At 66.4% G+C, this 14,929-nt stretch carries 17 protein-coding genes and 1 pseudogene; 14 read left to right on the plus strand and 4 right to left on the minus strand.

Going from position 1 to position 14,929, the window contains the following annotated elements; translation table 11 throughout:
- Nucleotides 1-36: 36 nt before the first annotated feature.
- From GEV07_07195 to GEV07_07205, 3 genes are read left to right on the plus strand one after another with little or no spacing between them, the layout of a single operon-like run.
- Complete coding sequence (locus GEV07_07195; protein MQA02502.1) at nt 37-1,446, plus strand: proline--tRNA ligase; 1,410 nt, start codon at nt 37-39, stop codon at nt 1,444-1,446.
- Between the two features lie 12 nt (nt 1,447-1,458).
- The gene (locus tag GEV07_07200; GenBank protein ID MQA02503.1) at nt 1,459-2,160 is read left to right on the plus strand and encodes an amino acid racemase; all 702 of its coding nucleotides are present in this window, start codon (nt 1,459-1,461) and stop codon (nt 2,158-2,160) included.
- A gap of 39 nt (nt 2,161-2,199) precedes the next feature.
- Complete coding sequence (locus tag GEV07_07205; GenBank protein MQA02504.1) at nt 2,200-2,865, plus strand: sulfotransferase family protein; 666 nt, start codon at nt 2,200-2,202, stop codon at nt 2,863-2,865.
- A 322-nt stretch (nt 2,866-3,187) separates the two neighbouring features.
- On the opposite strand, the gene GEV07_07210 is transcribed toward GEV07_07205, so the two are convergent.
- Together GEV07_07210 and GEV07_07215 are read right to left on the minus strand one after the other, a co-directional pair.
- Nucleotides 3,188-4,159, minus strand: coding sequence for a transglycosylase SLT domain-containing protein (locus GEV07_07210; GenBank protein ID MQA02505.1), 972 nt, complete (start codon nt 4,157-4,159; stop codon nt 3,188-3,190).
- A gap of 56 nt (nt 4,160-4,215) precedes the next feature.
- Nucleotides 4,216-4,650 carry a cupin domain-containing protein gene (locus GEV07_07215; protein MQA02506.1) on the minus strand — a complete coding sequence of 145 codons (435 nt, stop codon included), beginning with the start codon at nt 4,648-4,650 and terminating at the stop codon, nt 4,216-4,218.
- Between the two features lie 193 nt (nt 4,651-4,843).
- Here GEV07_07215 and GEV07_07220 point away from each other — a divergent pair, with 193 nt between their 5' ends.
- A complete protein-coding gene (locus tag GEV07_07220) occupies nt 4,844-6,493 on the plus strand; it encodes a DUF4041 domain-containing protein (GenBank protein MQA02507.1) in 1,650 nt (549 codons plus the stop codon).
- On the opposite strand, the gene GEV07_07225 is transcribed toward GEV07_07220, so the two are convergent.
- Nucleotides 6,471-7,280 carry a helix-turn-helix domain-containing protein gene (locus GEV07_07225; protein ID MQA02508.1) on the minus strand — a complete coding sequence of 270 codons (810 nt, stop codon included), beginning with the start codon at nt 7,278-7,280 and terminating at the stop codon, nt 6,471-6,473. The two genes, GEV07_07220 and GEV07_07225, sit on opposite strands and share 23 nt — an antisense overlap.
- A 36-nt stretch (nt 7,281-7,316) precedes the next feature.
- On the opposite strand from GEV07_07225, the gene GEV07_07230 reads away from it, so the two are divergent.
- The gene (locus GEV07_07230; GenBank protein ID MQA02509.1) at nt 7,317-7,976 is read left to right on the plus strand and encodes a hypothetical protein; all 660 of its coding nucleotides are present in this window, start codon (nt 7,317-7,319) and stop codon (nt 7,974-7,976) included.
- A gap of 117 nt (nt 7,977-8,093) precedes the next feature.
- Entirely contained in the window at nt 8,094-9,290 is a 1,197-nt protein-coding gene (locus tag GEV07_07235; protein ID MQA02510.1) for an extracellular solute-binding protein, read from the plus strand.
- A gap of 245 nt (nt 9,291-9,535) precedes the next feature.
- Here GEV07_07235 and GEV07_07240 read toward each other — a convergent pair whose 3' ends face one another.
- Nucleotides 9,536-9,886, minus strand: coding sequence for a hypothetical protein (locus GEV07_07240; protein ID MQA02511.1), 351 nt, complete (start codon nt 9,884-9,886; stop codon nt 9,536-9,538).
- Between the two features lie 29 nt (nt 9,887-9,915).
- On the opposite strand from GEV07_07240, the gene GEV07_07245 reads away from it, so the two are divergent.
- From GEV07_07245 to GEV07_07280, 8 genes and pseudogenes are all read left to right on the plus strand, one after another.
- Nucleotides 9,916-10,224 (plus strand): hypothetical protein, encoded by a 309-nt coding sequence (locus GEV07_07245; GenBank protein MQA02512.1) that lies wholly within the window; start codon nt 9,916-9,918, stop codon nt 10,222-10,224.
- On the plus strand, nt 10,221-11,093 hold the full coding sequence (locus tag GEV07_07250; protein MQA02513.1) for an ABC transporter permease subunit: 873 nt from the start codon (nt 10,221-10,223) through the stop codon (nt 11,091-11,093). The genes GEV07_07245 and GEV07_07250 overlap by 4 nt, the downstream gene beginning before the upstream one ends.
- A gap of 168 nt (nt 11,094-11,261) precedes the next feature.
- Nucleotides 11,262-11,629 (plus strand): annotated as a pseudogene (locus tag GEV07_07255) (glyoxalase).
- Nucleotides 11,630-11,906: 277 nt separating this feature from the next.
- A complete protein-coding gene (locus tag GEV07_07260; protein ID MQA02514.1) occupies nt 11,907-12,236 on the plus strand; it encodes a hypothetical protein in 330 nt (109 codons plus the stop codon).
- Nucleotides 12,237-12,273: 37 nt separating this feature from the next.
- Complete coding sequence (locus GEV07_07265) at nt 12,274-12,633, plus strand: hypothetical protein (GenBank protein ID MQA02515.1); 360 nt, start codon at nt 12,274-12,276, stop codon at nt 12,631-12,633.
- Nucleotides 12,459-12,920, plus strand: a complete 462-nt coding sequence (locus tag GEV07_07270) for a hypothetical protein (GenBank protein ID MQA02516.1) — start codon at nt 12,459-12,461, stop codon at nt 12,918-12,920. Before GEV07_07265 ends, GEV07_07270 begins: the two co-directional genes overlap by 175 nt.
- Nucleotides 12,917-13,207, plus strand: a complete 291-nt coding sequence (locus tag GEV07_07275) for a hypothetical protein (protein ID MQA02517.1) — start codon at nt 12,917-12,919, stop codon at nt 13,205-13,207. Before GEV07_07270 ends, GEV07_07275 begins: the two co-directional genes overlap by 4 nt.
- A gap of 882 nt (nt 13,208-14,089) precedes the next feature.
- On the plus strand, nt 14,090-14,929 hold an 840-nt coding region (locus GEV07_07280; protein MQA02518.1), incomplete at its 3' end, for a helicase.

Consider the following 14,929-nt stretch of genomic DNA (forward strand, 5'->3'; position numbering starts at 1 on the left):
GCCTAGCCTCTGGGTGTGGCACGCGAAGCACGCGGACTGACCTCGCAGAGCAAGGACTTCTCCGCCTGGTACAACGAGGTCGTCTTCAAGGCGGAGCTGGTCGACCGTGCCCCGGTGCGGGGCACCATGGTGATCCGTCCCTACGGGTACCGCATCTGGGAACTGCTGCAGGCCGACATGGACCGGCGGATCAAGGAGACCGGTCACGTCAACGCGTACTTCCCGCTGCTGATCCCGGAGAGCTACCTCAAGCGCGAGGCCGAGCACGTCGAGGGGTTCGCGCCCGAGCTCGCCGTCGTGACGCATGCAGGGGGCAAGGAGCTCGAGGAGCCGCTCGTCGTCCGGCCGACCTCGGAGACCGTCATCGGCGAGATGATGGCGAGGTGGATCAGCTCGCACCGGGATCTGCCGCTGTTGCTCAACCAGTGGGCGAACGTGGTGCGGTGGGAGATGCGGCCGCGGATGTTCCTGCGCACCACGGAGTTCCTGTGGCAGGAGGGGCACACGGCGCACGTCGACGAGGCGGACGCCATGCGGGAGACCCTGCTCTCGCTCGACCTCTACACCCGGGTGTGCACGGAGGTTGCCGCCATGCCGGTGATCGCCGGCGAGAAGACGGCCGGCGAACGGTTCCCAGGTGCCAGGCGGACGTACACGGTCGAGGCGATGATGCGTGACGGGCGGGCACTGCAGGCCGGCACGTCGCACTACATGGGCACGAACTTCGCCGACGTCTTCGACATCAGGTACACGGCGGACAGCGGCGAGCTGCGGCCGTGCCACACGACCTCGTGGGGCATGACGACCCGCATGATCGGCGGCGTGATCATGACGCACGGCGACGACAAGGGGCTCGTCCTGCCGCCGGCGCTCGCCCCGTACCAGGTGGTGATCGTCCCGATCGGCCGCGGCGAGCAGGTGCTGCGGACCGCCGGGGAGCTGGCCGGCCGGCTGCGCGAGGCAGGCATCCGTACGTATGTGGACGACCGGCCGCAGCTCTCGCCCGGCTACAAGTTCCACGACTGGGAGGTGCGCGGCGTACCGATCCGGCTGGAGCTCGGACCGCGGGACCTGGCGGCAGGCACCGCGCTGATGGCCACCCGGCTCGGCGACGGGAAGACGCCGGTCTCGTTGGAGACGGCGCCGACCCGGCTGGGCGCCGAGCTGACCGCCTTCCAGGACCTGTTGCTGCGGCGCGCCACCGAGTTCCGCGACCAGCGAACCGCCGCGGTGGACACCTGGCAGGAGTTCGCCGAGACGGTCGCGACCGGCTGGGCCCGCGCGTTGCACTGCGGCAGGCAAGCGTGCGAGGACGACATCAAGACCGCCACGGCCGCCACCCCACGCGTCATCCCGGCCGACGCCGAGAGTGCGGAAGGCCCGTGCGTCCGCTGCGGCCAACCATCCGCGTACGGCAAACGACTCGTCTTCGGCCGCGCGTACTGAGACGATGAGCCCATGTTGACGATCGGCATGCTGGGCGGGATGAGCTGGGAGTCCAGCGCAGAGTACTACCGGCTGGCCAACGAGCTGGTGGCCGCGCGGCTGGGCGGGTTGCACTCGACCCGATGCGTGCTGGTGTCGGTCGACTTCGCCGAGATCGAGGCATTGCAGGCCAGTGCCCGCTGGGACGACGCCGGAGTGCTGCTCGCGGACGCGGCCAAGCAACTCGAGGCGGCCGGCGCGGACTTCGTCGTGCTGTGCACGAACACGATGCACAAGGTCGCCGAGCAGATCGACACGGCGGTCGGCATTCCACTGCTGCATCTCGCCGACACCACCGGGGCCGCCGTACGCGCGGCGGGGTTGAGCACGGTCGGGTTGCTGGGCACCCGCTTCACCATGGAGCAGGACTTCTACCGTGACCGGCTCGCCGACCAGGGCCTGACCGTGCTGACCCCGGAGCCGGAAGACCGCACGGTGGTGCACGACGTGATCTACGAGGAGCTCTGCCGCGGCATCGTCACCGAGACCTCCCGAGCGGCCTACCGCACGGTGATCCAACGGCTGGTCGAGGCAGGAGCGCAAGGCGTAGTCCTCGGCTGCACCGAGATAGAACTCCTCGTCGGCCAACCGGACAGCCCGGTCCCCGTGTTCCCGACCACCCGCCTCCACGTAGCAGCCGCGGTAGAAATGGCCCTTCAGACGACGTCGAGCTGAGACGATATAGCTGTCGGCCGTGGGGATGAGAGGTGCGTCGTGGCGTTGCGGGTGATCGGGGCTGGGCTGCCCAGGACGGGGACGACGTCGTTGCAGGCGGCGTTGCCGCGGTTGGCTGGTGGGCCGTGCTACCACATGGTCGAGCTGGGCGAGCATCCCGAGCACCTGGATTTCTGGGCCCGTGCGGGCGACGGTGTCAACGGTGACGAGTTGCGTGCGTTCTTCGCCGACTACGCGGCCGCCGTGGACTTTCCCGCGTCGATGTACTGGCGGGAGCTTGCCGAGGCGTTTCCCGACGCGCCGGTCCTGCTGTCCAAGCGGGACTCGCCGCAGGCGTGGTGGCGGAGTATGGACAACACGATCCTGCCGAACGTAAGGAAGGCGCTGGCCGGCGAGCTGGAGGTGTCGGAGGCGGCACCGTTCGCGCGGATGATGCGCCGCGGCTTCACGGTGTTCGCCAGGATCGCCAACGACGAGCAGGCCGCCGTCGACTACTACGAAGAGCACCTCGCCGAGGTGCGCGCCGTGATAGCAGAGGACCGGCTGGTGGAATGGCAACCGGGCGACGGCTGGCAGCCGCTCGCCGACATGCTCGGCGTGCCCGTGCCGGACGAGGAGTTCCCACACGCCAACAGCGCGGACGACTTCGCAACCGTAGCCGGGCGCATCCACACCGCCCTCACCGAACACGCCGAGAACGGCTAGGCAGCGGCTGCGCCCTTCGGCCGGCTATGAATCCAGGGCCTCGATGGGCGCCGTCGTGACCAGATCCTTCGCGGCTTCGGCGAGCTCTTCGTCGAGAGTGATGAGCGCATCGGCTTGGAGCTGGGTCAGGGCGATGTACTCGGCGGCGAAGGTATCGGACCACCCGAGCTGGTCGGCGATCTTCCAGGCGACGTTCTGCAGGACGCGGTCGCCGAGCAGCCGGATCCGTAGCCTCCGTACGTAGTCGAGCCGGCGGTCCGCGTCCTTCTTCGTCAGCTCACCGCGGTGAACCGCTTGGTAGAGCAGCGACGTTGCCGGAATCCTAGTCTTCCGGCAGCCGTACGGGGCGTTCGTCCGGGTAGCCGACGGGCAGCACGTAGGTGCCCCGCGTGTGGCGGTACAACACGCGCCAGTGCCAGTAGCCGTGGTAGGCAGACGCCGATCGTTGCATCGTACGGGCGTGCTCGGTGACCGCACGCACGTAGTCGTCTGACGGGTTGTACGCCCGTAGCGCGGCGGCCATGTCGTCGGGTGCGCCGTTGTCCTCGAGGAGGCGGCCGGCGGCGAGGATCGCGTCCCGTGGGTCGTTGATGTCACCACCGGCCCCGTACAACTTCCAGGTCGACGGGATGAACTGCATGGGTCCGCGTGCCCCGGCGGTGCTCGTGCCGCGGATGCGGCCCATCCGCGTCTCGACCAGATGGATCGCCGCCAGGTACGTCCACGGCACGTCCGTACGCCGTTGCGCCTCCCGGTAGTAGCCGAGGAGCTCCGTCGCGGGAGGTGCGGCGACGATGCGCCAGCGCGGCAGCGTCCGCGCCGGGTCGGTCAGTGTGCGAAGCGACCTGGCTGCTCTGACGTCGCTCCGGGTGACCCGCGCCGTCCCTGGAGGCAGCCGGTCCGTCACCTCCCTGCGAAACCCGCCGGACGCCGCGGCCAGGGTGTGTACGGCCAGCTGCTGGAACTCCGCCGCCCGACGTACGTCGCCCGCCTGGGCATCTCGATCCCGCAAGATCGCCGCAGCACGACCGATCTGGCGGGCGAGTGTGGCCGCATCGCCGGTCGCCGGCATCGTCGGCAGCCCGCTGGCGGTGGACTGCGAGTCCGGAGACCGTGTCCGCCCGCCGTCCCCTGACGACGTCGGTGCCCCGCTCGCCGAGCGGGTCGGCTCGGTCTCGCCCTCCGGGTCCCCGCCGCCGCAGGACGTAACCAGGCAAACCCCGAGCGCGAGCGCCACCACCCGTCGACTCACGTCGCGGCCGGCACGGCGTCGCTGACGGCTGACGACCTCCATCCTCCCGTTCTACACGCTCCCCCAGCCTCCTGCCGGCAGCCACGCATTACCGCTGGTCAGATGCGCCTGAGGTCGTCGAGGTTGACGACGATCGCCTCCTGGGTGGTCCGGGCGATGACGACGATCGCTTCTTCGGCGGCGTCCGGGTTCTCCTCGCGGTGCGGCACATAGGGCGGCACGAACACGTAGTCGCCTGGTGCGGTCGTCAGCCTGGTCTCCTCGCCGGTGTGCTCGTCGAGGAAGACGAAGACGGGGTGGCCGCTGACGACGTAGATGGCGGTCTCCGAGTGACCGTGATGGTGGTTGCCCGAGTTGGTGTGTGCGGGTACGTGGGTCTGCCCCATCCAGAGGTTCTGCGAGCCGACCGATTCGCCGCTGATCGCCTCGACCCTGCGCATCCCCGACGTCTGAGCGGTGTCCGAACGCAACCGGGTGGGAGCGATGTGGTGCAGCCGCCGGTGGAACGCATCGTGGCCGTGCTCGTCTGTCATGTCCACATTCTCCCATCGCGGCCTTCCGATCGGCTACGACGATAGGGGCAGCCGCGGCCCGCGCCCAAGGGAACGGGACGTTGGTCCCGGACGCTGAGGACCTACGACCGCGTCACCATCTAGTTGTTGGTTCGTCAAACAGGCTGGACCTTGCGCGTAGCCGAGCATGGCCTGGACGAAGGCCGCCATGTCGATGCCTGCCTCACGTAGGGCCACATTCCGGCCGTCGTCACCCTCGGCGAAGACCGTGCTCAGGAAGGACCGCGAGCAGGGCGGCCCTTGCTTCGGTGCCAGTCTCGTGTGCGGAGTGATCGTCGTGGAGTTGCGGTTCAACCCGCCGCCGAACTGGCCGGCGCCGCCGCCTGGCTGGACGCCGCCGCCAGGTTGGCAGCCGCACCCTGCTTGGGGTCCTCCACCTGTCGGATGGCAGTTGTGGGTCATGCCTGACGGCACCTCGGTCCTGCCAGCAGGCCCGGCGATGCCTCCCAACGATGCGTCCATCCCGCGGTTCGGTGCGCGGTCCAAGGCCAAGGAGCTGGCCGAGGAAGCTGAGTCATTGCGGATGGAGGTTGCTCGGCTCCGAGCCGAGCTGGAGCGACTCGGAGCGCTCGATGCCGTCGAGTTGGGGCAACGGCGCGATCAGCTCAACTCCGAGATCGCTGCGCAGCATGCCCGCCTGGAGGCGCAGGCGAGGGAGGCGGCTGCCATGGGCCAGGAGGAGTTGCGCCTTCTGGTGAAGCAGAGGAACCAGGTTGCTCAGCGTCTGGCCGAGCTTCAGCAGGAGGTGGTGGTCACAGAGGAAATGGCGTTGCTCCAGGAAGTCGGGGTCTACGAGTACCGGCATCCGCTCGATGACGCTGTTTCCTATCAGGCCGAACTGTCGCGGTTGAAGGATGCGATACGAACCGCGACGCACAGGGACGGCGGAGCCGTACGCGCTACCACTAGCTGGACCGTGAACGGCTCGCTCACTGAGGGCAGGAAGATGGTGCGCGGCTTCTCCAAGCTCTTGCTACGCGCGTACAAGGCAGAGGCGGATAACCTCGTGCGTGGGCTCAAACCGTACAAGCTGGAGTCTGCGATCGATCGCCTGACCAAGGTTGCGGTCAGTATTGCAAAGCTCGGTTCCACCATGGACATCGCCATTGCCGAGCCGTACCACCAGCTGAGGATCAAAGAGTTGGAACTCACTGCCGATCACGCGGAGAGGCTCGCAGAGGAGAAGGAACGCGAACGCGAGGAGAAGACCCGGCTTCGCGAGGAACGCCAGGCGCAGCTCGAGTTCGAGCGGGAACGGGCGAAGCTCGAGAAGGAGCAAGCTCACTACGAGAATGCGATGCGCGCCCTACTGGCCAAGAATGACGACGTGGGTGCCGCGGTACTCCGGGAACACCTCGACGAGATCGCTGTAGCGATCCAGGACGTCGACTATCGAGCGGCGAACGTCCGAGCCGGATACGTCTATGTGATCTCGAACGTCGGGGCGTTTGGCGAGGGCGTGGTAAAGGTCGGCATGACTCGAAGGCTCGATCCGCTCGACCGCGTGCGTGAGCTCGGTGATGCGTCGGTTCCGTTCAAGTTCGACGTGCATGCTCTGTTCTTCTCCGAGGACGCCGTAGGCCTGGAGTCTCAGATGCATCAACGGCTCGAGAGCAAACGGGTGAACCTGGTGAATCGTCGCCGCGAGTTCTTCTACGTCACCCCCGCCGAGGTCCGGGACGACCTGGCAGCACTCAGCGGCGACCTCCTCGAATTCCAGGACATTCCTGAGGCCCTGGAGTACCACCAGAGCGAGAATGAACGCAGCACGAGCGGCCGGGTCAGTGGGCTGGTTCTCCGGTGACGGTTTGGTGGACGCGGGGGGAGTAGCCGAGGCGTGCTGAGAGTTCGGTGGCCGCGGACGCCGTTGCGGCGCCGAGGTTCGGCAGCCGCCGTCTGGGGACGCGCTGTTCGGGGCCGGCGACCGACAGCGCGGCTACCGGGTGGCCGCGGTAGTCGAGGACCGGGGCGCCGACGCCGCGGATGCCGGGCTCGTTCTCCGCGTCGTCGACGCTGTAGCGGCGGCGCCGGCAGCGCGCGAGCTCGGCCCACAGGTCGGCGACGTCCGTCACCGTGTTCTCGGTGCGCGACGGGATGCCGGACGCGAGCACGCGCTGGACGACGGCGTCGGCCGACCAGGCGAGGATCGCTCGGCCGAGCGCACTCGTCGCGGCCGGGTTGCTCCTGCCGATTGCCGAGTGCATGCGCACCGCGTGCGGGCTGTCGATCTTCTCCACGTAGACCACGCGGTCGTCGTCGAGCACGCCGAGCGCACACGTCTCGCCGGTCTCGTCGGTGAGTCGCTGCATCAGGTCGCGTGCCTCGGACCTGATCTCGATCGAGTCGAGGTACGCGGCGCCGAGCTCGAGGCAGCGCCGCCCGACCCGCCACCGCCCGCCGCTGCCGACCCTGACGACGTGCAGGTCCGCGAGCACCGAGAGCAGCCGGTGCACGGTCGCCTCGGGCAGCTCGGCGGCACCGGCCAGCTCTGCCAGGGTGTGGCCCTCGGGTGAGTCGGCCAGGATGTCGAGTAGGCCGAACGCGCGGACGAGGTTGCGTGCGGAACCCGATGGTGGCACGTCTCGCGTCATCGCAGTCTGCTCCCCACGATAGGTCGTACCGCCATCATGACCCACCACCCAAGTAGGTGTGGGCGAGGCGCTCGTAGAGCCGCTCGGCCTGGTCGAGCTGGTCGAGACCGACGCACTCGTTCGGGCCGTGGGCGACGGACAGCCAGCCGGGCCCGAGGGCCGCGATGGTCGGTGGTGAAGATCGCGAACCTGGCGCAGCTGGTCAACGTCATCGCGCCCATCTTCACCAACCCGGACGGCCTGTTCCTGCAGACCATCTACCACCCGTTGCGCCTTGCCGCGGAACACAGCCAGGAGGTCGCGCTCGACGCGCACGTGGAGTGCGACACGGTGGAGTACGCCGATCCCGAGCAACCGGAACGCCGCGAGTATCGGATCGCGGACCTAGGGCCCTTCGCCCTCCTCGACGTCGCGGCAACCCGGGATCGAAGCGGGCAGCGCGTCGTGGTCTCGGTCGTGAACAGGTCGTCCGAGACAGCCGTCAAGGCGACGGTCTCACTCGGGGATGCCGAGCCGGTCGGCTTGGTGAGCCGGAGCGTACAGGGGGACAGTCCACGAGCGAAGAACAGCTTCGACGAGCGGGCGGCAGTGGATGTGGTCGAGTCTCGTTTCGACGCGTCCGCAGGGACGTTCGAGTACGAGTTCGCACCCCATTCCTACACGCAGCTCGACATCGAGATTGGAGCAGGACGATGACGTCTCAGCCAAGTCGTGGTGTCAACCGCCGAGAGTTCCTCGCCCTTGGCGCCGGTGCGGGCGCTGCCCGCGCTCCTAGCAGGATGCAGCGGCTCAGGGGAAAGCAGCTCCGACCGCGTGGAGCTCACCTTCTGGACCTTCGTCGACGCCCATGCCGAGTTCATGAAGGCGCAGGCGAAGGAGTTCAACAAGGCCACCAAGGGCCCATCGATCACCGTCAAATCGACGGTGTACGACTACGACCAGATGCACCAGAAGCTGCTCGCTGCGATCCAGTCAGGCGTGGGCGCCCCGGACGTCGTCGACATCGAGATCGCGAAGTTCGGCAGCTTCACCCGCGGTGAGATCCAGCTCCACGACCTGACCAAGATTGTCGACAAGCACCGGAAGAACCTCGTCGAGACCCGCCTCGCCCCGTACCAGTTCGACGCAAAGCAGTACGGCGTCGACTATCATCTCGGTTCCTACGTCATGTACTACAACACCGACATTCTCAAGGCCGCCAACGTCGACCCGGACAGTATCGAGAGCTGGGACGACTTCATCGCGGCCGGCAAGACGGTGAAGAAGAAGACCGGCAGATGGATGACCACGGTCGAGTCGCAGAACAGGCTTACGCTTCTCGGCCTCATGCTGCAGAACGGTGGCGGCATCTACGACAAGAACAACAAGCTCATCCTCGACAGCCAAGCCAACATCGACGCCGTCCAACTGGGCGCCGACATGGTGCACAAGCACGGCATCGCAACCACTCCTCCCGGCGGCGCCCACTCCCTACCGGCGTATTACAAGGCGCTCAACGCCGGCAAGTATGCCTGCGTCTGGTACCCCCAGTGGTACATGATCCGGTTCAAGGACTTCATGCCCGAGACCAAGGGCAAGATCCTCGTCCGACCAATGCCGAGCTTCTCGGACGGCGGGGCCGTGAGCACCATGGGCGGCGGCACCGGCACGGCCATCACCAAGCACATCGACGAGGAGAAGCTCGACGTCGCGATGGACTTCATCGAGTTCGCGAAGCTCACCCACGACGCGCAGGTCAAGATCTGGACCGAGCTCGGCTTCGACCCGTACCGCGAGGACGTCTACGACGACCCAGCCCTGGGCAAGGCCGACCCCTGGTTCAGCGACGAGCCAGTAATGAAGGACCTCGCGAAGATGTTCGACCGGCTGACTCCCGAGTACACCGGATCGAGGTACCCGGAAGCAGTGCAGTTGGTCAACGAGACGGTGGCGTTCAACGTCATCAAGAAGGGCGCGACCGTCAACGACGAGCTGTCAAGCGCGGTCGAGACCATCGAACGCAAGAGCTGACGCGGTCGAGGGCGTGGCCCGATGGTTTCGCAGATGACGCTGGTAGCGAGGCTCAGATCGTTCGTCGAACGCCCGGCGGTGGTGACGACGGCCTTCCTGCTGCCGTTCCTTACCTTGTTCCTCGTTTTCCGGGTGTGGCCGATCATTCATGCGGTCCTGCTGAGTCTCCAAGACATCGAAGGTGTCGGGAACAGTGAGTGGACGGGCCTGGGGAACTATCAGGCGCTCGCGCGGGATGGCGAATTCTACAAGGCAATGTCGAACTCGACGATGTACGCGATGGGTACCCTAGCCATACTCATCGTCATCCCGTTCACGTTGGCGGCGGTCTTGCACTCCGGCCGCGTGAAGAATGCGCACGGGTTCCGAACCATCCTCTTCCTGCCTGTGCTCACCTCGCTCGTCGTCGTCGCTGTCGTGTTCCAGCTGCTCCTCAGCACGGACGGCCCGTTGAATGCCGCTCTCGCGTCGGTCGGGCTGCCGAAGCCGGCTTGGCTGGAGTCGGAGTATCTCGCACTTCCGGCGTTGCTCATTCTCGCGACGTGGCGGTGGGTAGGCCTCAACATCCTGTACTTCACGACCGGCCTGGCGAACATCCCGCGGGAGCTGGTACGACGCCGCTGCGGTGGACGGTGCGTCGGGTATACGGAGCTTCTGGTATATCTCGGTGCCGCTGTCGAAGCCGATCATCTTGTTCGTCATGGTGTTGACGCTGATCAACGGCTTCCAGCTCTTCGTGGAACCGTTCATCTTGTGGACGGGCGGTCAGAGCCCGGGGGCCGGTGGCCTCAGCATTGTCGTTCTCCTGTACCGCACTGCGTTCACTTCGTTCCAGCTGGGGTATGCCGCGGCGATCGGAGTGGTGCTCGCCTTGGTCATCATGATCATCTCAGTGATCCAGCTCAGGCTCTTCGGGTTCTTCAAGAAGGAGTGAGCAGGCCCATGAGGATACGAACCCGGGAGCGGAGCGCGGCCAGGCCAAGGATTCTACCTGACTGGTTCGTACCGACCGTACTGGTCGCAGCGGTCTCCATGCTGTTCCTCGTCCCGTTCTACTGGCTGCTCGTCAGCTCGGCACGTCCTGCGGACAGGATTCTCGCCGACTCGGACAAGTTCCTCCCCACGGAAGTAACGCCCGAGAACTATGCGAATCTCTTCGCGGAGACGGCGTTCTTGAACTGGTTCGGCAACTCCGTGATCCTCGCTGTCGGGACGACACTGGGATCGTTGATCGTCGTCACGATGGCGGCATATCCGTTGGCACGGTTCAGGTTCAGGTTCCGGAACGCCATCTTCGTCTCGATCTTGTCCTCCCAGATGGTGCCGTTCCACCTGCTGTTGATCCCGCTGTTCATCCTGATGGTCAACCTGAAGATGATCGACACCTACTTGGGAGTGATCTTTCCGCTGCTCGCGCACCCCTTCGGGCTCTTCTTCATGCGCCAGTACATGCTCAGCATCCCGCAGGACGTGCTCGACGCCGCTCGTGTCGACGGAGTTTCCGAATACGGCATCTTCTTCCGCATCGTGGTGCCCATGGTGAAGCCAGCCCTCGGAACCCTTGCCATCCTGTTCTCGCTCGAGTCGTGGAACGACCTGCTCTGGCCGCTCATTGTGATGCGTAGTGAGCAGAACTTCCCGCTTTCGGTGGGCATTGCATCGATGGTCGGCCTCTACCGCCCTCGCTGGGACCTCGTCCTGACCGCCTCGGTGCTCGCCACCGTGCCGATCGTCTTGTTGTTCATCTCCATGCGGAACGCCTTCCTCAAGGGCCTCGGGCAGCTCGGTATCGGCGGAAGGTAGATCTGCCCACCACTGGGAACCTGGGTGGTGACCGTCCGTTCTCGCTGCGAAGCGGTCGGCCTTCGAGTCGAAGACCACGAGGTTACGGATCGGAGGGTACCGGCCACCGTCTGTGCTCTGTCCGTTTGTGGACCGTTACCGGCACGAATGGCGCTTACCATCATCGGCATGGATATGAGACTTGAGCCGGTGGGCATTCCGGTGAGTGACGTCGACCGGGCCAAGGCGTTCTACCTCAAGGCGGGTTTCGTCGCGGACCACGACCACACCGTGAGCGGCGAAGTACGCTTCGTGCAGATGACCCGCCGGGATCGGCGTGCTCGATCGCGTTCGGCAAGGGACTGACCGCGATGGACTCAGGCTCCCTGGACAACCTGCAGATGGTGGTCGCAGATGCTGACGCGGTCCGTGCGGAGTTGGTCGGCCGCGGTGTCGAGGCCAGTGATGTCGACGATCGGCCGTGGGGACGGTTCGTGTACTTCAGCGCCCCCGACGGCAACCGCTGGGCGCTGCAACAGCTTCCCGCCTGGTCCTGACGCTGGGACGCTAGCTGCGAAAGATCGGGACCGACGGCCAAGAGACTGCCGTGCTGTTGGTCGCCTTCGCGCCTCCTCGAACCGTGGCGACCAGGTGCAGTGCCCATAGCGGGAAGACGACGAACGGAATGCCCAGCGGGACGCCACCGGCAGACCCGTCCGAAGTCGACACGGTGCAGCAGCACGAAGTGGCAGGTACCGAGCGCGAGAGTGAGAAGGACCAGCGTGTGTCCCAGTTCGCCGCGCTCCGCCGCGTTGGCGGCGGCCAGTCGCTACCATCGAGACGGACAAGGTCGGTGTCGACTTGGAGAACCCGGCCGACGGTGTCATCTCGGGGATCGCCTACCCGGCAGGCACCGAGGTGGCGGCCGGGGCGGTCCTTGCCTGGGTAGCGGCGGCAAGGGCCGACGAAGGTACCGACGAGGTGCCGAGCGATCAGGCACCGCAACCCGTGACACCAGCTCCCGCTGCCGAAGCCGAGGTGCCGAGCCCGCCGTCACAGGGGGAACGCACCGTCGCGCTGCCGCTCGACCGGCGAGACTGGAGCCGGCCGCACGAGGCATCGCCGGCGCGACGACACGGCGGCGACCGGACCGGCACCGGATGAGTCCGTGCGGGTGCCGCTCGGCAAGGGTCACCTCGCGATGGTCCGACAGGTCGCGGCGTCTGCCGCCATACCGCAGTACCAGTTCACCAGAGGGGTGGCGGTAGCCGCCGCGCTCGAGCTCGTGAGCGAGGTGCGCAGTGACTGGCCCGACCATCCGCTGCGGGTGACCGACCTGGTCATCCGTGCATTGGCGCTCGCCGTCGACGATGTTCCTGAGGTCAACTGCAGGTTGGCCGACGACCACTTGATCCGCAGGCGCACCGTCGACGTCAACATGCTGGTGGCCGTCGGCGGGGAGCTCTACAACCCGTTATCAACGACGTTCCCGGACGCACACGCACCCAACTCGCCGAGGAACGTCGTCGGGTGGTCGACGCTGCGTGTACCCACCAGCTGACGTCGGCCGAGGCGGACACCGGCACCTGCAGCCTCTCGAACCTCGGCCCGTTCGGCATCGATCACTTCACCGCCTTGGTGTCTCCACCGCAGAGTCTCGTGGTGGCGATGGGGAGGATCCGGCCGCCGGCCGAGGGCGGCACGGTGTCGCTGACCGTGTCCGCCGACCACCGGGTGCTCAACGGTGCACGCACCGCCGAGTACCTCGATGCGGCAGCCACCTGGCTGGAACGGCCATTGCGGCTCCTGCTGGACGCCGCCACCGACTCGACGGAGCAACCGAAATGACCGACAGCACGCACTATGGCACGGAAGCTCTCCTCACCTGTTACGAGCGGATGTACCGCATTCGGCAGTTCGAGAGCACGGCGGAGCAGCTGTATCGCGCTGGTGAGCTCCTTGGTTTCCTCCATTCCTGTACGATCTGGTCGCTGCCGCACGATATTGCTGCTCTCGAGGTGGGTGCGAGTGAGACGTCCGCAGTCTTTGCGGATTCGAAGAACGCCGTGGCACCACACCCTTGCTCCGCTCCCGGCGAGGCGAAGCACAGCCAACCGCCAAGCGGCAGTCCGTGATCATCCGTGCACCCATAGGTGCGCCAACGGAACCGCTTCACGAGAGGCTAGGCGACAAGACCGCAGGTCAGAGCCCATATCGCAGTGGAGCGGGCGACGGGAATCGAACCAGCTTGGTAGGCCGTCTTTGACCTGTGGAAATGCCTACAGCGCAGGTCAACGCTGGGATGGACGATCGGGTCCGGCGCGGTTCGACGCGGTTGTGCTGGGTGAGGTGCACCCGAGGGGTGCACCGAGTCGCCATATGGGTTCTTCGCCCATTCCTGTGTTCCTCGACTCCGGCCCTCAGTGTCCACGGCCATGCAGAACAACAGCCGGTGGCGACCAAGGTCAGTCCGGTGGAGATCATGCGCCTCAGGCCAGGACAGCTGGTTCGAGTCGTGACTGGCCACCTGGATGGAAAGCTGTGGCTGGCTCTTCATTTCACCGAGCCCGGGTACTTGCCAGTCTGGCCAGCTACGGTTAGCTGTTGTTGTTCGAGATGGCCGGTGACGACACGACGCATCTCGACCATGTTCTGGAGATCTATGGCGCCATCGTGCTCGGCAGGGCGTCGGCATGGACGAGTTGCTCGGGGTGTTCTGGCCGGATTCCTTGCTGCTCCGCGAGCTGTTGACTCCGTGCTCAACCACCTCCCGTAGTTCGAGCAGATCACTGGGGTGACCTGTCCCGGCGATCTGACCCTTGCCGTTCGAGGGCTGCGCGCGTTCGAGCGGCTGGCGTTGACGCCTGAGTAGTCGCGTGGTTCGGCGTCGCGGCGGGCGGCACCGGTTGTATCGTCGTGAGCCGCTGGCCGATGTTTCATGACGGATCCCTCACGCTGCGTTGGTGTTCCTGGCACACTGCTCATGCGGCATTTGGGGAGGGGGCAGGGTTCCATCCATGGCTGACGCAGACCTGGCTGTCGGGGCGCTGGTGGCGGTTCGCGGTGAGCGCTGGGTGGTGAGTGATGTCGACCGTGCGCCGGGGAACACGCTGGTCGAGCTGCGCAGCGTCGAAGGCGGCCGGTACGACGGTACCCTCGAGGTCATCTGGGAGATCGAGCCAGACGGTGAGATCCTTCCTGCCGGTTCGCTGCCCGAGGTGACCGAGCACGGCTTCGACCCGCCGGAGCGGCTGGCAGCGTTCCTCGACGCCGTTCGCTGGTCGGCGGTGACGTCCGCCGACGTCAAGACCTTGCAGGCGCCATTTCGGTCCGGGGTCGCGGTCGAGGCTTACCAGCTGGAGCCGGTGGCGCGAGCGGTGGACGCACCGCGCGTGAACCTGCTGCTCGCCGACGATGTCGGGTTGGGCAAGACGGTCGAGGCGGGCCTGGTGGCGCAGGAGCTGTTGTTGCGCCACCGAGCCAAGCGGATCATGATCGTCTGCCCCGCCGGCCTCACCGTGAAGTGGCGCGACGAGATGGCGGAGAAGTTCGGCCTCGACTTCACCATCGTCGACACCGAGCGGTGTGCGCTGGTCCGGCGTGAGCATGGCAGCACCGCGAACCCTTTCAACGTCTACCCGCTCGCGATCGTCAGCTTGCCGTGGTTGCGGGGGCCGAAGGCGGGGCGGCTGCTCGACGAGGTGCTCCCGGTCGATGGTCCGACCTTCCCCCGGACGTTCGACCTGTTGATCCTGGACGAGGCCCACCACGTCGCGCCGGCGGCGCCGAAGCAGGTGTATGCGGTGGACTCCCAGCAGACCAAGCTGATCCGCCGCCTCGCGCCGCACTTCACCCAC

Source organism: Streptosporangiales bacterium, assembly GCA_009379825.1.
GTDB lineage: Bacteria > Actinomycetota > Actinomycetes > Streptosporangiales > WHST01 > WHST01.